The organism is Mucilaginibacter sp. Bleaf8 (assembly GCF_018390515.1).
Classification (GTDB): Bacteria; Bacteroidota; Bacteroidia; order Sphingobacteriales; family Sphingobacteriaceae; genus Mucilaginibacter.
Window position 1 is genome coordinate 123,895 of record NZ_JAHBBK010000006.1, and the last position, 19,732, is coordinate 143,626.

A 19,732-nucleotide genomic window follows, 5' to 3' on the forward strand; every position below is an offset into this window, starting at 1 on the left:
AAATTGGGCCTTAAAAGTGGTGGCCGCGTTAGCTAACCAGCACTTGCTATGATGCTGCTCTGCCTAAAAGCTTATATCTAACAACGAGTTGTTTTAGCTGGCAAATTTAGTGAGACTACTTACGTTGCTCATATAATTGTCCATATAATCGCGAGGAGAAGTACCGACAATGCTCTTGAACACCCTGTTAAAGTTGGTTATGCTATTGAAGCCGCAACTGTAAGCCACGGTGGATATACATACAAATTTATGAGCCGTTAACTTCTTGCAGGCTTCATTAACCCTTACCTCATTCAGGAAAGAGATAAAGGTATGGCCTGTATGCTTTTTAAAATACCGGCAAAACGCCTGCGGAGTCATGTAAGCGGTGTTGGCCACATCTTCCAACGCAATAGATTCACTATGGTGCTGTATAATGTAATTGAAAATATTACTGATGCGGATGCCTTCACTCTCGGTAATAGAAGATGCATTGCCCCGTTCGCATAGCGGCTCCAGCTTTTGGTTCATATTCTGCAAAACTTTAATCAATTGCAAAAAAGATAAGAGTTGGTCGGAACCAGTGGTATTCTTGATAGAAAGCAGGCCGCTGGTAATGTCGTTAAAGTGCACCGCCGGCACTTTAAAGCCTTGCTGATGCTGTGTCAGAAAACTTTTGCATATTTTCATTTCCGGCAAATCAAATAACGGCTTCAAAACACCCTCCGGATCGAAGTAAATACTACAGGCTTTCACATTTTTAGTGCCCCCCTGTTCAAAGTACTCCGGATTACTTTTGAATAAATGAGGTGTATTGGCACCAATCAAATAAATCTCGCCACTGGTAAAAGTATGCATATTGTTACCTGTAATTAGCGTACCATCCCCTTCCTGTATCCAGGTAATTTGGGCTTCCTGGTGCCGGTGCAGATAAGGATAAAAATAAGGCAATGTTACCTGCTCTGCAATTACGCTTTTGTCGTGAGGAACAGGGAGGGTAAATTGTAATACTTTCATGGCTCAATCAATTGTTTTCGGAATTTACAGATATTAACTTCAAATTCACAAGGAAGCCATTAAAAATGTTAAAATACAACTATAATAAGCTAATTTTTTAAGCGCATTTCCCCTATTGCATTAACTACAGCCATATTTGGGTTAGAAAACACCCCAAAACAGCATCCATATCAAAAGAGCTATCAAAATCCAACAAGCAAATAAGAAATATCAGCCTTTAATCGCAATAGAACGTTAGTATTTTAGTATTCACACAATACATACGCCCCTTTCCCAAGAAAAACCTATCTGTTAACCGTATAATTTGACAGAAATTTAATCCTTAAGACCGATTTGGTGCAAATGCATCAACCGGAATAGTCGTTTTTAGTCCTGCCACTATTTCACTTACTAATTTGCCGGTTGCTGGGCCCAGGCTTAACCCCATCATGCCATGCCCTGTTGCAATAACCAGATTTTTGAATTTAGCCACGCGCCCTATGTAAGGTAAGCCATCCGGTGATGAGGGACGGAAACCAAACCAGATATCTTTGGTGTCGGGCAATTGCGGGTGCAAATCCGGGAAGTACTTAGGTACCGATTCAACAATACCTCTTACCCGGTTCATGTTGATACGATCATTTAGTTTATCAATTTCCATCGTACCACCATAACGGATGCTCCCGTTCATTGGCGTAATGGCCACCCGGGCTTCGCAAAGCAATGCAGGGATCTGCATGCGGTTCTGCTTTTCTTCGACCATAAACGAATAACCTTTCCCTGGCAACAAGGAAACCTTCAGGTTCAGCATCCGGGCAATGGCCGGCGACCACGAACCGCCTGCAATAATATATTCATCGGCATTGTAAGCATTGTTGCCGGCTATTACTTTGCTTATACTACCATTTATCGCTTCAATTTTGGTTACTTCTGTATTGCGCTGAATTTTAACTCCGGCCGCTTCCAAATGCGTTACCAAATCGGCAATGAGCTGGTTAGGATATAAATGAGCATCGCACCGGTAATGCACCGCCCCTAACACGTCGAGTTTTAAATCGGGTTGCAGGGCAGCACACTCGGCTGCCGACAGCACAGCCATATCCAAACCCAGCTTCCGGCCCTGTTCTGCCAGATGCGCTTCTTCTTCGCCTACTTTTTCCGTTTTATAAAATGCCAGTATACCGTTATTGGTTACCTTAAACGCAAAGCCCGGCTGGTTTTGCAGGTCCTGATACAGGCTTTTACTTAGCAAAGATAAATCGGTTAACGGTTGGGCTGATTGGGCCACGTGCTGCCGGGTGGCTTTTCGCATAAACTTTAACCCCCATGTTAGCAATTCAGGGTTGAGGGATGGCTTTACGTAGAATGGACTTTTGCTGTTAAACATCCACCGGATTCCCTGCTGTATCATACCCGGTGCAGCCAGCGGCACAAAATGGCTCGGCACAATCATACCGGCATTACCGAACGAGCAGTTATCCAGCAATTCTCCTTTTTCGAGAATGGTTACCTGATGACCTTGTTTATTTAAATAATAGGCGGAAGTTAAGCCTATGATACCGCCGCCTATGATGATTACTTTTGACATGTTATAATTGATCAGAAAATCAGCATGCGCCGATTCTATTAAGCCCTTGTATTTACTTAAATTACCTGAAACCCGTGTGCATACGGATCATCATCACTGATTTTGATGGTATTGTAACCATACACTTTAGCCCAGCCTTCCACACTTGGCACAATGGCATCATATTGAGCCAGCTCCACTACATCTTCTATATAACCGGTAAACTTGCTGCCGATAATACTTTCATGGATAAATGCTTCACCAAACTTTAATTTCCCCTTGGCATACCACTGCGCCATACGCGCAGAGGTACCGGTGCCACATGGTGAGCGGTCAATTGCTTTATCGCCATAAAATACTGCATTGCGGGCTGTAGCTTCGGGCGACAATGTAGCTCCGGCCCATAGCAGGTGGGTACAGGTATTAATTGTGGGATCTAAAGGGTGCACAAAAGTGTAACGTTCATTGATTTGCTTGCGCAGCACCTGGCTCCAGGCAATTAATTGCGAAGCGGTGTAGTTTTCGATTCCGCTAAAGTTTTGCTGCGGATCCACAATGGCGTAATAATTACCGCCATAAGCCACATCTACCGTAAGCTTGCCCAGATCGGGGCATTCAACCTCCAGGTTTTCGGCCGCCAGGTAAGCAGGTACGTTGCGCAGCTTTACAGATTTTACCTGTCCGCCTTCCTGCTTGTATTCAATAAGCACTAAACCTGCAGGTGCCTCCATACGCACAATGCCTGGCGTTTTAGGCTGGATAAGGCCTTCCTGAATAGCGATAGTGATGGTGCCGATGGTGCCATGCCCGCACATGGGCAAACAGCCACTGGTTTCAATAAACAGAACCGCAACATCGTTTTCGGGATTATGAGGCGGGTACAGAATGCTGCCCGACATCATATCATGCCCGCGGGGTTCAAACATCAGCCCTTTGCGTATCCAATCATAGTGTTGCAAAAAGTACTGTCGCTTCTCGCTCATGTTTTTTCCCTGCAGGTTTGGGCCGCCACCTGCCACCAGCCTAACCGGGTTGCCGCAGGTATGTGCATCTATACAAAAAAAGGTTTTATCGGCCATGTTAGTCTTTAGTGATATGATTATTAACTTGCCTCCATATGCGTAATGGATTGCTGTCTTTCAATTCATCCGGCAAGAGCGACGGATGCCAGTCCTGCCATGCCAGGGGACGTACAAACCGGTATATTGCTGTGGAGCCTACCGAGGTATACCTGCTATCGTTAGTGGCTGGGTAAGGACCGCCGTGCTGCATGGCGGCACAAACTTCAACGCCTGTGGGCACGCCGTTTAATATCAACCGGCCGGTAATATTGGCAAGTTTATTTAACAAACCGGTATACTCAGGCAATTCATCATCCTCGGCCATTATGGTGGTGGTAAGCTGGCCTTGCAAGGCATCGGCAACAGCGTTAAGCTGGGCCTCGTCATCAGCCACTACCAGTAATGAAAATGGCCCAAATACCTCTTCCATCAATTTTGGATTGGATAAAAATTCCTGCGCGGCAACCTCCGCCACCAATGCCGGGGCTTGGTTAACAGCACCACTTTCACCAGCTTCCGCCTGCGCCAGTACAGACACGCCTTTTTCGGCCGCAACAGCGGATGACAGCGTTTGGTAGTTGTTGAAAATCCCGGGCGTTAGCATAGTTGCCGGCTGTATGTTTTTGATGGCGGTAGCCAATGACGTTTTAAACTGATTCAACCCATCCGACCGAATAGCCAGCAGCAATCCCGGATTGGTGCAGAACTGGCCAGCCCCCAACGTGATAGACGCTGCATATTTAGCAGCCAGTTCATCCGCACGTTTATTTAGTGCCTGGGGTAGCAGAACAACCGGATTGATACTACCCATCTCAGCAAATACGGGAATAGGTACCGGTCTTTCCTGTGCCATCTTAATCAGTGCCGATCCGCCTTTGAAAGAACCAGTGAAGGTAACTGCTTTGGTTTGTGAATGCTTTACCAAAGCTGCACCAACCTCGTAGCCCGAATCATAAAGCAATGAAAATACTCCTTGGGGCAGGCCGCAGTGTTTGGCTGCTCTGCAAATTGCATCGCCTACCATGGCACTGGTGCCGGGGTGTGCGGGGTGCGCTTTTACGACAACCGGGCATCCGGCAGCTAACGCAGCAGCGGTATCCCCACCCGCTACCGAAAATGCCAGCGGAAAATTGCTTGCGCCAAATACCACCACCGGCCCCAGCGCAACCAGCATACGCCTGATATCGGGCCGTGGCAAAGGGGTACGTTCGAGCAAAGCAGTATCAATAATAGCGTTAACCCATGAGCCTTCTTGTACCAGATCAGCAAACATGCGTAATTGCCCGGTAGTACGCCCCATCTCGCCCAATAACCGGGCTGCAGGCAAGCCGCTCTCGGCCGATGCACGATCAACCAGGGCGCTACCCAGGCTTGTTATCTCCTCTGCAATCTGCCTTAAAAATGCAGCCTTTTTGTCTTTATCGAGTGATCTGTAAGCCTCGAAAGCTTCGGTAGCCTGTTGCAAAGCATTATTTACATCAGCATCTGTAGCAGGATAGAAATCGCCATCAAGATTTTTACCGGTTGCCGGGTTAATAGCGCTAAAGCTTTGGCCTGATGAAGCAACATATTCGCAGGCAACAATATTATTTCCGTTCATGCAAAACCTATTTAAGCAATAGCCTCAAGTATACCCCAGCTACCAACCGGTAATTCCGGGCGTTGTGCTAATGCATCGTTAATAATTTTTAATACTTTTTCGCGCTCGGCTCCTTTTACCGCTAAACGGGGGGCACGCGTTTTTTCGGTACCAATACCGGTAGCTACCTCGGCCAGCTTGATGTACTGCACCAGCTTAGGATGAATATCCAATTCCAACACCGGTAAAAACCAGCGGTATATAGCAAGCGCCTCATCATATCGTTTAGCTTTTACCAGGCGGTAAATAGCTACCGTTTCTTTTGGAAAAGCATCTACCAGGCCGGCTACCCAGCCATCGGCACCCATTACCAGGCTTTCCATCGCCAGTGGATCAACGCCTGTAAAAATTTTAAAACGGTCGCCAAACCGGTTAAACATGCGGGTGATGTTGGAGATATCACGGGTTGATTCTTTAACCGCCTGTATATTATCATACTTGGCCAAATGGGCAAACATATCCAGCGTTACCTCAATTTTATAATCAACAGGGTTATTATAGATCATGATAGGAAGGGGCGTGCTTTGGGCTACCTGCTCAAAATAATCGAGCGTTTCTTCTACATCAGCGTAGTAACGCATAGGGGGCAACAGCATCAGGCCGCTTGCGCCAAGTTCATGTGCTTTTTTAGCGCAGTTTACCGCATTTTTAGTGGTAGACTCGGCAATGTTTAACAGTACCGGTACCCGCCCTGCAACAAGTTGTAAAGTATGGGTCAGTAAATCATATTTTTCCTGTTCAGAAAGCACGCTGGCTTCGCCTAACGAGCCGCCTAAAATTATACCATCAACACCCGCCTCAAGCTGGGCTTCAATATTCTTATCAAAGGCATCAAAATCAAGTTCGTCGTTATCTTTAAACTTAGTAGTAACAGCCGGGAATACCCCTTTCCAATTAATGCTCATATGTGTTTCAGTTTGTTAAAACCAAAGCTACCGTGTAAAAAACAGGGATATCGCCTATAATTTATCAGGGTATAGCATCATTTTAACCATTAGATATTCGTACAAGCATGATTGAATTCAGCAGTGCTACAGCGCATAGTTAAAGGAGCTAAAATATGGGCAACTCCTGCAAATTATAATCTACTTCGCGCTGGCATATCTCCCTAATTTTACCTTACTTACCCCACCATACTTTAATTTATGCGTAACAAATACTTATTTATTATGCTGGCCGCTTTGGCAGGCAACCTATATAGTATAAATACACAAGCCCAATCTTATGTGCCGGAGCTGAACGATGGCCGCATGAAAATCAAACCTAAAGTTGCCATTAAAGCCTATTCGTTTGACTTGAAGGATGTGAAGCTGCTGGAAAGCCCCTTTAAGGAGGCTATGATCAAAGATGCTGCTTACCTTAAGTCCATTGATCCGGACAGACTATTGGCCGACTTTCGCTCCCACTCGGGTTTAAAGCCAAAGGGAAACATTTATGAGGGATGGGAATCATCCGGTTTGGCCGGGCACACGCTGGGCCACTACATTTCGGCCATTGCCATGCAGTATGCATCAACCGGTGATGTGGAATGCTTGAAACGCGTTAATTATATTACTAAGGAGCTTTATGATTGCCAGGTAGCACGCAAAACGGGTTATGTAGGCGCCATACCGAAAGAAGACACGCTGTGGGCAGAAGTTGCCACAGGCAATATTCGTTCAGGAGGGTTTGACCTGAATGGCGGATGGTCGCCCTGGTATACGGTACACAAGGTAATGGCCGGCTTACTGGATGCCTATTTATATACCGACAATAAGCAGGCGCTTACTGTGTGTAAAGGCATGGCCAACTGGACCGGCGAAACGCTAAAGAATTTGAAAGATGAGCAAATACAGAAAATGCTGCTGTGCGAGTACGGAGGCATGGCCGAAACCCTGGTTAATTTATATGCCATTACTGGTGATGAAAAATATCTAACCCTGTCCTACAAATTTTATGACAAGCGCGTTTTAGACCCGCTGGCCAGCAAGCAGGATATTTTACCAGGCAAACACTCCAACACCCAAATACCTAAAATAATTGCCAGCGCCCGCAGATATGAGCTAACCGGCGAACAGAAGGACCAGAATATTGCTGACTTTTTCTGGGAAACTATTGTTAACAACCACTCCTATGCTACAGGCGGCAACAGCAATTATGAGTACCTGAGTGAGCCGCGTAAGCTAAATGACAAGCTTACTGAAAACACGACCGAAACTTGCAATACCTACAACATGCTGAAGCTTACCCGGCATTTATTTTCGGTAAACCCGTCGGCCAGTTTGATGAATTATTACGAGAAGGGGCTATACAATCATATACTGGCTTCGCAAAACCATGATGATGGGATGATGTGCTACTTTGTGCCCCTGCGCATGGGTGGTAAAAAAGAATATAGTACACCTTTTACCACCTTTACCTGCTGCGTAGGTTCGGGGATGGAAAACCATGTAAAATACAATGAAAGTATTTATTTTCGTGGGAATGACGGCAGCTTGTACGTTAACCTGTTTATTCCATCGGTACTAAACTGGAAAGACAAAGGCATTTCAGTAAAGCAGGAAACCACCTTACCTGCTGACGATCATACCACGTTAACCATCACAGCAGCCAAACCAGCTACCTTTGCTGTTCGCTTACGTAAACCCAGCTGGGCCAGCACCTGCACGGTAAAAGTAAATGGCACCATACAGCAATTATTGCCCGATGCAGAGGGTTATCTGGTAATTAACCGTAAATGGAAAAACAATGACCGGATTGAGCTTACGCTACCCGAAACGATCTACACCGAGGCCATGCCTGACAATGGAAACCGCAGGGCTTTGTTTTACGGCCCGGTAGTACTGGCCGGTATTTTGGGCAACCAGGAGCCGGATCCGTTGAAGGGCATACCGGTGTTTGTAACCAGCGAAACCGATCCTAAACAATGGCTGCAAATGGTTGATAAAAATCAGCTACGCTTTCGCACCGTTAACATAGCCCAGCCAACCGAGGTGCAGCTTGTCCCCTTCAATCAAACCAAAAATGAATACTATTCGGTTTACTGGGATGTATTTACACCGCAGGCCTGGACAGTACAACAAAAGGCTTACGAGGAGCAAAAGAAGAAACAACAGGAACTGGAAGCCCGCACAACCGACGTGATACGTTTAGGTGAAATGCAACCCGAAAGAGACCACAACTTTACCGGCGAGCATGAAAGCATAGGAGAAGATCATCAGAAAAAATGGCGTTCAACCGAGAACGGCGGTTTTTTAACTTATACTATGAAAACTGACCCTACTACGCAAAACATGCTGATTAACACTTATTGGGGTATGGATAACCGCGGCCGGGTTTTCGATGTAATGATTGACGGCACAAAGGTTACGACCGAAGATTTGAACAAATACAAAGAAAGCCGCTTTTATGACATCTCATACGCAATACCGATGGAACTAACCAAAGGTAAGAAACAGGTTACGGTAAAACTGCTGGCCAGAGAAGGTAACAGCGCCGGACCGGTATATGGAAGCCGCATGGTAAAAAACTAATTCTGTTATTCTCAAAACAAGTTTTTTCTGATTTCTGCATTTCAATACCTGTAGCCGGGGTCAAGGCTACAGGTATCTTTTTTATTAATACTTCAAGCCTATCAGCACTTCTGCTCAATCAATATTATGCTTTCAAAGAAACATTTCGTTCTATTGTTACTTACCTGCTTAATTGCTTTTACTTCCCGGGCTCAAAAGCCATACTGGCTCGATGAAACTAAAAATGAGGAAAACCGCCTGCCCATGCATTCCTCCTACTTTGTTTACGAGAATGAAAAGCTTGCCCAAACCAACAACTGGCATGCATCCGCCAATTACCAAAGCCTGAACGGCGCGTGGAAATTTAAATGGGCCGAAAACCCGGCCGGCATCCCGGAACACTTTGAGGCCGTTAATTTTGATGACAGCGCCTGGAAAAACTTCAATGTACCGAGTAACTGGGAAATGAATGGCTATGGCTTTCCCATTTATACTACCTCAGGGTTTGAATTTGCTTACCTGATGAATAACCAGGTAAATCCGCCTGTGGTGCCGCTTAGTTTTGACCCGACTGCCGTTTACCGGCGCGAAGTTACCTTACCCGCCAATTGGCAGGGCAAACAAGTGGTGTTACATATCGGCGCTGCAAAATCCAACTTAGCAGTTTGGGTAAACGGCAGGTATGTAGGTTATGGAGAGGACAGCAAGTTGCCGTCTGAATTTGATGTTACTCCCTACCTCACCTCCGGTAAAAATTTGATTGTACTGAAAATCATGCGCTGGTGCGATGGTAACTATATCGAAGATCAGGACATGTGGCGACTGAGCGGCATTACACGCGACTGCTACCTCGTGGCACGCAATCCGGTTCACATCTACGATACCGAGGTAATTCCAGACCTGGACAGTACTTATCACAATGGACGATTATATATCAAGCTCCATCTCAACAAAAAACCCGTTGCTCCTGTTAATGCCGAGGTTGAACTGAAATACGGCACAGTAAAAGTTGCCATTGGTACCGTTGCATTTGATACCTCGGCCCTTGGCACAACGCAACTACAAGTATTGGCACCGCACTTATGGAGTGCTGAAATACCCAATTTATATCAACTCACTATCAGGCTTAAAAATAGTGATGGCCAGGTAACAGAGGTGATACCACAACGCGTGGGTTTCCGTAAAATTGAAATTAAAAATGGTGCATTTCTGGTAAACGGCAAGCCGGTATTAATTAAAGGTGTAAACCGGCACGAGACCGATCCGGTTACCGGGCAAACCATTTCAAAAGAAGCTATGCTGCGCGATATCAGGCTGATGAAGCTTTTTAATATCAACGCCGTACGCACAAGCCATTATCCCAATAGCGAATACTGGCTCGACCTGTGCGATCAGTATGGAATTTATGTTGTGGGCGAAGCCAATATCGAATCGCATGGTATGGGGTATGATATTACGCAAACCATGGCCAACCGCCCTACCTGGGTTAATGCCCATTTGATGCGGGTACAGCGCATGGTTGAGCGCGACAAGAACCATCCCGCCATCGTTATCTGGAGCATCGGTAATGAAGCCGGTAATGGGTATAATTTTTACAGCTGTTATTTGTGGATGAAAAACCGCGACCATAGCCGCCCCGTACAATACGAGCGCGCAGTGGCCGATTACAGAACTTACACCTGGGAGTGGAATTCGGACATTATATGCCCCATGTATCCTACGCCGGATGGAATGCTGGCCTATGCTAAGCGCAACCCAACGCCCAAGCGCCCGTTCATTATGTGTGAATATGCACATGCCATGGGCAACTCCTTAGGTAACTTCAAGGATTACTGGGATATTATACGCGGCAACAAGACCGTATTCCAAGGCGGGTTTATTTGGGATTTTGTTGATCAGTGCTTTCAGCGGGTAAATGCTAAAGGCGATACGGTATATACTTATGGTGGTGATTATGAGCCTAAAGAAGCCATTACCGATTGGAACTATGCTGCCAAAGGTATCTTTTACGCCAACCGCACGCCTTATCCCCATGCTTGGGAAATGAAAAAGCTTTATCAAAGCATCCAAACCAAATTTATTGACGGGCATACCATCGAGCTTTACAACGAAAACTTTTTTAAAGATCTCAGTAACGTTTCGCTGAACTGGGAGGTGATTGTAAACGGCAAAAAGCAGCAGAACGGTGATGTGCAAAATATAAGCGTTGCACCACAGCAAACCGGCCGGATCAGCTTACCGATTAAACCAACAGCCGACGGAGAAGCCTTTTTAAATGTCACTTATAAACTAAAAAAGGAAGAACCGCTTGTTGGCGCGGGCCATATCATAGCTACCGATCAGCTGAAATTACAGGGCAATTACCGAAATATCCTTCTCGTTGAAAGCAAAGGCAGGTTGAAAAAAGAGGAAAGCGAACATAGTATAACCTTCACCTCAACTATTGCCAGAATAGTTTTTGACAAGCAACAGGGTTGGATGCATAGCTACAGCTTGAAAGGAACGGCAATGTTGGATGACCAAGCAGCATTAAAGCCCAACTTTTGGCGCGCACCCAATGACAATGACTATGGAGCCAGCTTGCAAACCAAACTTAAAAAGTGGAAAACAGCAGTAAACAATGCCAAACTGATTAGCTTTACCAACCAGTTACAGCATGATGTAGCCACGATTAAAGCGGTTTACAGCCTGCCGGATGTGGCTTCTCAACTTACCCTATCTTATACCATCAATGCAGCGGGTGAGGTTCTCATCAACCAACAATTAAAAGCAGATACCACGCAAAAAACAGATATGCTGCCCCGTTTTGGCATGCAGTGGATTTTGCCCATAGGGTTTGAGCAGATCATTTACTATGGCCGCGGGCCTTTTGAAAACTATCAGGATCGTAATTACAGCGCACATGTTGGATTATATAAACAAACCGTTAGTTCGCAGTACTTCCATTACGTTACCCCACAGGAAACGGGCAATAAAACCGATATCCGCTGGTTTAGGATCACGAATAAAAACGGGAAAGGATTGGAAATTACATCCGACCAAAACTTAAGCATGAGTGCACTGCATTACCGCGACAGTGATTTGGACGATGGCGACAAACGCCACCAACGCCACGCTGCCGATCTGATTGCACGCCCGCAAACCCAGCTGAATATTGATTACAAACAAATGGGGGTAGGCGGTATTGACAGCTGGCATTCCCGGCCTATGGCTAAGTACCAGTTACCTTTTGGCAACTACCAATACAGCTTTATGATCCGTCCTATACTTTAAGTGTGGTACACATTCTTATTGATATATTAAGTCGGTGCCACAATGCATATCTACTATTGATTATTATATTCGCTGTAAAGTAATGCCATACTGTAAAAGCAGCTATCAAGTAATATCAAAGTAACTATGAACGAGAAAGAAACAACCAAGCTCAGTAAGTTTTTAAGCCTGGTGTTGCGGCATCAGCCCGATCTTATCGGTATTGAACTGGATGAACAGGGCTGGGTTAAGGTGGATGAGCTGCTGAAACAGTCCGCCAATCACGGACATTTGATTACCCTGGAGATGCTTAACCACGTTGTGGAAACCAATGCCAAAAAGCGCTTTGCCTTTAGTAATGATGGGCATAAAATTAGAGCAAACCAGGGGCATTCCGTTGAGGTAGACTTAGGTTACGAGCCGCAGGTTCCGCCTACTGTTTTATATCATGGTACCGGCAGCCAGTCAGTAGCCTCCATTCTGCAATCAGGCCTCGAAAAGCGCAGCAGGCAGCATGTACATTTGAGTGCAGACCGGGATACGGCCATCAAAGTAGGCAGCCGGCATGGCAAACCGGTAGTGCTTGAGGTGCTTGCCCTTGAGATGCATCAGAATGGCTATACATTTTTCTTATCTGCAAACGGCGTGTGGTTAACTGAAACCGTACCCGCGAACTTTTTGCAGTTATCACAATAACTAAGCAGATTCGGTTTATATCTGGCGAGATAACTGCAACAGGCTGAACAATGAGTTGCAGACAAAATATATACTTACGTTTACCACATGAACTCAAAATAGCTTAACTCACTTCCAAGCTATGCAATAATCCTACATTTGCAGGGCATGAACAGCTATTTTCAGGATCTCACAAATTTACTTTCGGCAGAACGTGCTGCCGATGAAGCTTCATTTGCGGGCTTAACAGCCGGTACAGGAGCGGCACAGCGCCGGGCGTTGGGCTTGTGCTGGTATCCAATTGCTATCCGCGGCACGGAGCCTGTACGTGGCGACTATCTCAGCATTGAGGTTGAACGTACCACCCATAAAGAACTGTCACATCAGATCCGCTTTGGCAGTTCGGTTGCCTTGTTTTCAAATCACGATCAGCAAGACAGGGCGCAAGGAACGGTAACTTATTTAGGCACTGACCGGATGAGGATTACCTTAACGGTGGAGGAACTGCCCGACTGGGCCGCCGACGGTAAGTTGGGTATCGACCTGTTGTTTGACGACTATAGTTACGACGAGATGCGCAATGCCTTGAAAAAAGCAGCGCAAACCGATTCCCGCATCATCAAGGTGCTAACAGGTGAAACAAGCCCATCGTTTGTTCCGGTAACTTATACAAATGCAAATTTAAACAAGTCGCAGGAGGCTGCTGTTCGCTGTATCTTAAGCGCACAGGATCTTGCTATTGTGCATGGCCCGCCCGGCACAGGTAAAACCACCACTTTAGTAGCAGCAATTCAAGCCTTAGTTGCGCAAGGCGACCAGCAGATACTGGTGGTTGCGCCCAGCAATACGGCAGTTGATCTGTTAAGCGAAAAACTGTCCGACACCGGCCTGAATGTACTGCGTATTGGCAACCCCGTCCGCGTGACCGAACGCCTGCAAAAACTTACCCTGGATAGCCGCGTCGCTTTACATGAGCAGGTTAAGGAAGTAAAAAAGCTACGGAAAATGGCTGCCGAGTACAAAAACATGGCGCACAAATATAAACGCAGCTTCGGCAAGGCAGAACGGGAGCAGCGTAAGGCACTTTTTGACGAAGCGCACCGCATTATGCGCGATGTGACTGCTATTGAAGAGTTTGTCAGCAATGATGTGATCAGCAAAGCACAAGTGATTACCGCCACGCTTGTTGGCTCGGTGCATCATACCATCAAAAAGTTGCAATTCCATACCGTGGTTATGGATGAAGCGGGCCAGGCCCTGGAACCTGCCGCCTGGATACCCATATTGAAAGCGCAGCGGGTTATCTTAGCAGGCGATCACCTGCAGCTACCGCCAACGGTTAAATCATCATCGAGCGCGCTAACCACAACCCTGTTAGAAAAATGCGTAGCCCTGCACCCTCAGGCGGTAACCTTGTTAGAGGAGCAGTACCGCATGAATACCCAGATCATGGGCTTTTCATCGCTCAAATTCTACAACAACAATCTTGTTGCACATCCTTCAGTGGCTAACCGTGTATTAGTGCCCGGCGACAAACCTTTTACCTTTATTGACACGGCCGGTGCAGGTTATGAAGAGCAGGCCGAAGGCACCAGCACTGCCAACCCCGAGGAAGCTGCCTTTATTATTCGGCATATCGACACTATGAATTATACAGGCGTAAGCGTTGCCGTTATTGCCCCTTACAAAGAACAAGTTACAATTTTAAAAGAGCAATTAGCCGGAACAACCGTAGAAGTAAATACCGTGGATGGCTTTCAGGGCCAAGAGCGGGATGTGGTTTATATCTCGCTTACGCGAAGCAACAGCAACGGCACTATCGGTTTCCTGTCAGATTACCGGCGCATGAATGTGGCCATGACCAGGGCAAGGCGAAAGCTGGTTTTAGTTGGTGATAGTGCCACCCTGGCGCAAACGCCGTTTTACGCAGAAATGATAGCCTATGCCGAAAAGCTGGGCGGCTATGAAAGTGTTTGGGAATATTGAAGTGATATAGATAACACTTAAGCATCCATTATAGAGGCTGCTTTTTAACCACTGTATGTGGCTAAATGATGAGCCGTATCAAATGATTGTTTGAATTTTGCAAGCTTTCGTTTGATGATCGCAAACGCCACAGGGCCATCCTGATGCACCTTTGCTTTATTAAATTTAAGCAAATGGATAAGAAAGTTTGGTATGTTACCGGTGCATCCAAAGGCTTGGGATTGGCATTGGTAAAACAATTATTAGCTGCTGGCTACAGGGTAGCGGCAACATCAAGATCAGCAGATGCCATGCAAAGCGCCGTTGGTGATACAAACAGCAACCAGTTCCTGCCACTGGAAGTTGACTTGGGCGATGCGGCCTCTGTTAACGGTTCTATTGAACAAACCGTAAGCAAATTTGGCCGTGTTGATGTTGTGGTAAACAATGCGGGTTTTGGTATTGGAGGTAGTTTAGAGGAGCTATCCGAAAAAGAAATAGTGGACAGTTTTGGCGTAAATGTATATGGTACGATTAAAGTAATCAAAGCAGCATTACCGGTGATGCGCAAGCAACGCTCGGGGCACATCATCAACATCTCTTCTATAGCCGGCTTTGCAGCAGCAACAGGCTGGTCGGTTTATGCAGCTACCAAGTTTGCAGTTATAGGCCTGTCGGAAGTACTGGCAGATGATGTACGCGAATTTGGCATTAATGTAACGGTAGTTGCGCCGGGCGCATTCCGCACAGAATTCCTGAGCGAACAATCGTTGGTTTTAGCCGAAAACAAGATGGAAGAATATGAGGCCGTAAGGGCATCGCACACTCGCTACCTTACCATGAACGGCAAGCAGGCCGGCGATCCGCAAAAAGCAGCCGAGGTGTTCATCCGCTTGGCGGAAATGCCCGAGCCTCCCGTCCGGTTCTTTATGGGTACGGATGCCTATAACCGGGCCTTGCAGAAAACCGATCAGCTTAAAGCCAACCTGGAGCAGTGGAAAGAGTTATCGTCAATTACCGATTTTGGTGCGTAATACCAACTTATACTTTTGTAAGCAGTAAAAGAGGCTGATTGATTATTTGTATATTCACTACCCGGTTCCCAAAAGGAAAATTGGGTAGTGAATATTCAAACTATTATCTGCAATTACTCGCTTCTTAAACTATTTACCGGGTTAGCCACAGCCGCTTTGATAGCATGCGAGCTAATGGTAAGCAGCGCAAATACAATAGCAGTGATTCCCGCAATAACAAAAGCCCAGGCGTTTATGTGTATGCGGTAACTGAATGCCATTAGCCATTGGTTCATGATATACCAGGCTATTGGTGAGGCAATCAGGATGGAAAGTGTTACGAGTTTCAGAAAATCGCCTGTCAGTAATTTGGCAATGCCCGGTACGCTTGCGCCCAGCACTTTGCGAATGCCTATCTCCTTGGTTCTTTGCTCGGCTATAAAAGCCGCCAGGCCAAACAGCCCTAAGCAAGCCACAAATATGGCCAGTATGGAGAAAACGGTAGCTGTTGTGGCCATATGCTGTTCGGCATTATATAAGTTTTGAATATGGCTGTCCAAAAATTCGTAATCAAAGCTCGAGTTGGACATATCCGCTTTAAAATCGTTCTGTATTTGTTGCACAAAGCGGGGGATATCTTTAGTGTTATAACGGATCAGTAACGTGCGCAATGATTCCGGTGCCTCATTCATCGTATAGTAAACATAGCCGCCTACCTCGCTTTTAAGCGACTGGTAATTAAAGTCTTTAACTACACCGGTTACAATGGCTTTGCTGCCCATCTCTGTGCCAATGTACTTACCCACGGCATCCTGCGGCGACTGAAAGCCAAGATATTTGATAACGGCCTCATTTAATAAAACATAGCAAGTGGTATCGCCAGCCGCAACAGTATGCGGCAAACTATTGCCTGCCAGCAGCTTCAGCCGCATGGTTTTTACGATGGAGCCATCAGTATGGCAGGTTTTTACCGGCATACCTTTATCATCGCCTCCTAATTTCCATACGCTTCTGCCACTCTCTACATCGCCCGGAATAGACTGTACCGCCGAAACGCTTTCTACACCGGATAGCCCCTGCAAATTGTTCATGAACGCCGTTACCTGCTGCTGGCTTTGTGCAGCTTTAATGTTCACGGCAACTATACCCTTCGGGTTATACCCCAAATCCTTGTTACGGATAAACTGGATCTGCTGCAGGATAATGATCACAGCTATAATCAGAATAATAGAAGCGGAAAACTGGAATACCACCAACGACCGGCGGATAAAATCGGCAACGGAATGTTTTAACTTCAGTTTATTCATTAAAACCAATGGGGAAATGCGTGACATTGAAAATGCCGGGTAACTGCCTGCTATAACAGTTACCAGCAGCCATGTTACAAACAGGCAAAGTAATATAGGCACAGCAAAAAATGCCGTTGAACTTAACACAATACCTGTAACGCGCTGAAATAGCGGCTGTAATATAAAGGCAAAACCATATCCTATAAGTATAGCAACTAAGGACAGTAAAGCTGTTTCAGTGTAAAAAAGCGCTACTAAATGGCGGCCATTTGCACCCAATACTTTGTTTACGCCTACCCCTTTAGCGCGTTTTTGCGAACGCGCAGTTGCCAGATTCATGTAGTTGATACAGGCGATAAGCAACACCAATATGGATAAAAACATGAGCGCTTTTACTGTACTGATGTTACCGATTTTGGACGAGTAACCCTATCTGATATCGGCTGAATACAGGTGAATAGCTGTGAGTGGCTGAAACAAAAATCGGGTGAAGTACTTTTGATCCTTTGCTACATTCTTATCAATAAGGGCCGTTGCCTGCGCTTGTACGCGTTGTATACTTGCTGCGGGCTGTAACAAACAATAAGTTTCATAACTGGCATTACTCCAGTAAACGTTTTTACCAGCCCAAGTGTCCATAATATTGTAAATCATATCACAATCAATGGTACTGTTTGCCGGTAAATTGGCATAAACGCCCGAAACGTGAAGGGTGTCGCGGTTGTTTACATAAATGATCTTCCCGAGGGCCGATGCCTTGCCATACAATCGTTCTTTTGCAGCCTGCGAGAGGACAATAGATTTAGGCTGTATAAATGCGGCATGGGCGTTTCCTTCTGTAAACCGCATATCAAACATGCTAAAAACTGTTGAGTCGGCCATGTACAAGCCCTTTTCGGTAAAGTTTTTTTCATCTGTTTTTAACGATACCCGGGCGCCAAAATCGTGCTTAATAAGCCGCGTCACAGCTTTTACCTCCGGAATGGCCTGAGCAACAGCAGGCCCAACCGCATTAGGTAACTGCGCCCATACTTTGTAATTATACTGTGCAGTGGTTTGCATGTTTATCCGGTAAATATTTTTCGAGTTCTTGTACATGCGGTCAAAACTCAATTCATAAGATATGCAGGCAAACAGCGTAATGCAAACACACATCCCAATTGCCAGTCCGGCAATATTAAGCGTAGTAAAAAGCTTATTGGTAACAATATTACGCCAGGCTATCTTTATGTAATTCTTTATCATATCGTCTATTTAACAATGGCTTAGTTATGCGGTGTCGCCTCTATTGAGTAAACAGGTCTGCTTAATTGACTATCAGGGTTCTTATCGCTCATTAGGGCTCCAACCAAATTGCAAAGCCTATACCTATATGTTAAAATATTGACTTAAAGCCGATTATCACACATAATACATTAATCAGTGTTCGCTTTCGATACAATAAACGTTCGTTTTCGATTAAGATGAGCTTACCTAAAGGTGGTGGGAAATATGCTGTTATATCCTGATAAAGATAGTATGTGTAAAGCTACGCTGATGTATGGAGATCAAAGCCAAATGTTGGCAATTGAAAACAAAGTGAAGGCCAATTAATATTTCGTTAGACTAATCTGGGTACGCCTAACGTCAAATAAAATCAAATTTAGTTTTGAATACTTTTATAGCAAATAGCCATTTAATTTAAAGCTGCCATTTCTATTATACGATTAACTTCTGATACAAAGCACTTGGCTAAGCTAATAACTCATCCATAACGTATTGTGCTATCCCACCGAGAGGCAGTACCGATTCTGCGGCGTTGAGCTGAATAGCTTCTTTCGGCATACCGAATACCACACATGAGCGCTCATCCTGTGCAATGGTTCTGCCGCCCGCTTCACGGATTTCCAACAGACCTTTTGCGCCGTCATCGCCCATACCGGTCATCAGGATGCCGATGCAGTTCTTGCCTGCGTAAATAGCTGCCGAACGGAATAATACATCAACCGATGGCCGATGCCGGTTTACCAGCGGGCCGCTATTCAGTTCCACATAGTATTTTGTACCTCGTCGTTTCACCATCATGTGCTGGTTACCAGGGGCAATGAGAGCAACTCCGGCTTCAATCAAATCACCATCCTCAGCTTCTTTCACGCGTATCTGGCAAAGGTCATTTAAACGGTCGGCAAATGCTTTGGTAAAGTTTTCAGGCATGTGCTGTACGATAACTACGCCGGGGGCATCAGGCGGCAAGGCCTCTAAAAACACCTTAATGGCTTCAGTACCACCAGTTGATGCACCTACAGCCACAATTTTGGCTGACGTGAGCTGACTGTTTGTCCTCGTAGCCTGCAACACAGCATCTGCAGATAATTTAGGCGGCACTACTGCCATATCAGCAAAAAACCGCTTTTTTAACTGCGTATGTGCAGCCCTTTTTACTACCTCTCGTATCCTTGAAGCGGCTTCTTCTGTGCTGCCGGAGGTGACAAAAATTTCTTTTGATAAAACATCCACGGCACCATATTCAAGTGCTTTGTATGCAATTTCGCTACCTTCAGAATCAATATCAGCCAGAAAGACAACCGGTATAGGGTGCTGCGACATGATTTTTCTGAGAAACGTAAGGCCGTTCATTCTGGGCATGTAATAATCCAGGATAATTACATCCGGCACCTGCTTGGTTAGTTTATTGGCTGCAATATAAGGATCAGCAGCGGTAGCTATTACTTCAATACTGGGATCGCCATTTAATATTTTATGCAACAGCTGCCTGAACAGGGCCGAGTCATCTACAATCAATACAGAAACTTGCTCGTTCATGTG

Annotated in this window: 13 protein-coding genes; 5 read left to right on the forward strand and 8 right to left on the reverse strand. The window is 45.7% G+C overall.

The features are described 5' to 3' along the window. Window positions 1-93 precede the first annotated feature (93 nt). The 5 genes from KHS38_RS20400 to KHS38_RS20420 all read right to left on the reverse strand — a co-directional run bounded on the left by KHS38_RS20400 (window position 94) and on the right by KHS38_RS20420 (window position 6,147). Window positions 94-996 (reverse strand): AraC family transcriptional regulator, encoded by a 903-nt coding sequence (locus KHS38_RS20400; RefSeq protein WP_213490465.1) that lies wholly within the window; start codon window positions 994-996, stop codon window positions 94-96. Window positions 997-1,318: 322 nt separating this feature from the next. Then, window positions 1,319-2,602, reverse strand: a complete 1,284-nt coding sequence (locus KHS38_RS20405; protein WP_349627947.1) for an NAD(P)/FAD-dependent oxidoreductase — start codon at window positions 2,600-2,602, stop codon at window positions 1,319-1,321. Between the two features lie 17 nt (window positions 2,603-2,619). Beyond that, window positions 2,620-3,621 carry a 4-hydroxyproline epimerase gene (locus tag KHS38_RS20410; protein WP_213490468.1) on the reverse strand — a complete coding sequence of 334 codons (1,002 nt, stop codon included), beginning with the start codon at window positions 3,619-3,621 and terminating at the stop codon, window positions 2,620-2,622. A 1-nt stretch (window position 3,622) separates the two neighbouring features. Continuing rightward, window positions 3,623-5,203 (reverse strand): aldehyde dehydrogenase (NADP(+)), encoded by a 1,581-nt coding sequence (locus tag KHS38_RS20415; RefSeq protein WP_213490470.1) that lies wholly within the window; start codon window positions 5,201-5,203, stop codon window positions 3,623-3,625. A gap of 11 nt (window positions 5,204-5,214) precedes the next feature. After that, window positions 5,215-6,147, reverse strand: coding sequence for a dihydrodipicolinate synthase family protein (locus KHS38_RS20420; RefSeq protein WP_213490472.1), 933 nt, complete (start codon window positions 6,145-6,147; stop codon window positions 5,215-5,217). A gap of 240 nt (window positions 6,148-6,387) precedes the next feature. Here KHS38_RS20420 and KHS38_RS20425 point away from each other — a divergent pair, with 240 nt between their 5' ends. The 5 genes from KHS38_RS20425 (at window position 6,388) to KHS38_RS20445 (ending at window position 15,659) form a co-directional block, all read left to right on the forward strand. Next, window positions 6,388-8,754 (forward strand): glycoside hydrolase family 127 protein, encoded by a 2,367-nt coding sequence (locus KHS38_RS20425; protein ID WP_213490474.1) that lies wholly within the window; start codon window positions 6,388-6,390, stop codon window positions 8,752-8,754. 126 nt (window positions 8,755-8,880) lie between these two features. Next, a complete protein-coding gene (lacZ, locus tag KHS38_RS20430; RefSeq protein WP_213490475.1) occupies window positions 8,881-12,006 on the forward strand; it encodes a beta-galactosidase, LacZ type in 3,126 nt (1,041 codons plus the stop codon). A gap of 126 nt (window positions 12,007-12,132) precedes the next feature. Next, window positions 12,133-12,681, forward strand: coding sequence for an RNA 2'-phosphotransferase (locus KHS38_RS20435; protein ID WP_213490476.1), 549 nt, complete (start codon window positions 12,133-12,135; stop codon window positions 12,679-12,681). 147 nt (window positions 12,682-12,828) lie between these two features. Next, entirely contained in the window at window positions 12,829-14,646 is a 1,818-nt protein-coding gene (locus tag KHS38_RS20440; protein WP_213490478.1) for an AAA domain-containing protein, read from the forward strand. 173 nt (window positions 14,647-14,819) lie between these two features. Further along, the gene (locus KHS38_RS20445) at window positions 14,820-15,659 is read left to right on the forward strand and encodes an SDR family NAD(P)-dependent oxidoreductase (protein ID WP_213490480.1); all 840 of its coding nucleotides are present in this window, start codon (window positions 14,820-14,822) and stop codon (window positions 15,657-15,659) included. Between the two features lie 113 nt (window positions 15,660-15,772). Here the strand turns inward: KHS38_RS20445 and KHS38_RS20450 are convergent, their stop codons facing one another. The 3 genes from KHS38_RS20450 to KHS38_RS20460 form a co-directional block, all read right to left on the reverse strand. After that, window positions 15,773-17,311, reverse strand: coding sequence for an FtsX-like permease family protein (locus KHS38_RS20450; RefSeq protein WP_213490482.1), 1,539 nt, complete (start codon window positions 17,309-17,311; stop codon window positions 15,773-15,775). 45 nt (window positions 17,312-17,356) lie between these two features. Then, window positions 17,357-18,172, reverse strand: coding sequence for an ABC transporter permease (locus KHS38_RS20455; RefSeq protein ID WP_213490484.1), 816 nt, complete (start codon window positions 18,170-18,172; stop codon window positions 17,357-17,359). 486 nt (window positions 18,173-18,658) lie between these two features. Beyond that, window positions 18,659-19,729 carry a protein-glutamate methylesterase/protein-glutamine glutaminase gene (locus tag KHS38_RS20460; protein ID WP_213490486.1) on the reverse strand — a complete coding sequence of 357 codons (1,071 nt, stop codon included), beginning with the start codon at window positions 19,727-19,729 and terminating at the stop codon, window positions 18,659-18,661. Between the last annotated feature and the right edge of the window lie 3 nt (window positions 19,730-19,732).

Coding starts and splice junctions, on each gene's coding strand:
- KHS38_RS20400 (WP_213490465.1), bottom strand. CDS start 996: ATGAAAGTATTACAATTTACCCTCCCTGTTCCTCACGACAAAAGCGTA.
- KHS38_RS20410 (WP_213490468.1), bottom strand. CDS start 3,621: ATGGCCGATAAAACCTTTTTTTGTATAGATGCACATACCTGCGGCAAC.
- KHS38_RS20415 (WP_213490470.1), bottom strand. CDS start 5,203: ATGAACGGAAATAATATTGTTGCCTGCGAATATGTTGCTTCATCAGGC.
- KHS38_RS20420 (WP_213490472.1), bottom strand. CDS start 6,147: ATGAGCATTAATTGGAAAGGGGTATTCCCGGCTGTTACTACTAAGTTT.
- KHS38_RS20425 (WP_213490474.1), top strand. CDS start 6,388: ATGCGTAACAAATACTTATTTATTATGCTGGCCGCTTTGGCAGGCAAC.
- lacZ (WP_213490475.1), top strand. CDS start 8,881: ATGCTTTCAAAGAAACATTTCGTTCTATTGTTACTTACCTGCTTAATT.
- KHS38_RS20435 (WP_213490476.1), top strand. CDS start 12,133: ATGAACGAGAAAGAAACAACCAAGCTCAGTAAGTTTTTAAGCCTGGTG.
- KHS38_RS20440 (WP_213490478.1), top strand. CDS start 12,829: ATGAACAGCTATTTTCAGGATCTCACAAATTTACTTTCGGCAGAACGT.
- KHS38_RS20445 (WP_213490480.1), top strand. CDS start 14,820: ATGGATAAGAAAGTTTGGTATGTTACCGGTGCATCCAAAGGCTTGGGA.
- KHS38_RS20450 (WP_213490482.1), bottom strand. CDS start 17,311: ATGTTTTTATCCATATTGGTGTTGCTTATCGCCTGTATCAACTACATG.
- KHS38_RS20455 (WP_213490484.1), bottom strand. CDS start 18,172: ATGATAAAGAATTACATAAAGATAGCCTGGCGTAATATTGTTACCAAT.
- KHS38_RS20460 (WP_213490486.1), bottom strand. CDS start 19,729: ATGAACGAGCAAGTTTCTGTATTGATTGTAGATGACTCGGCCCTGTTC.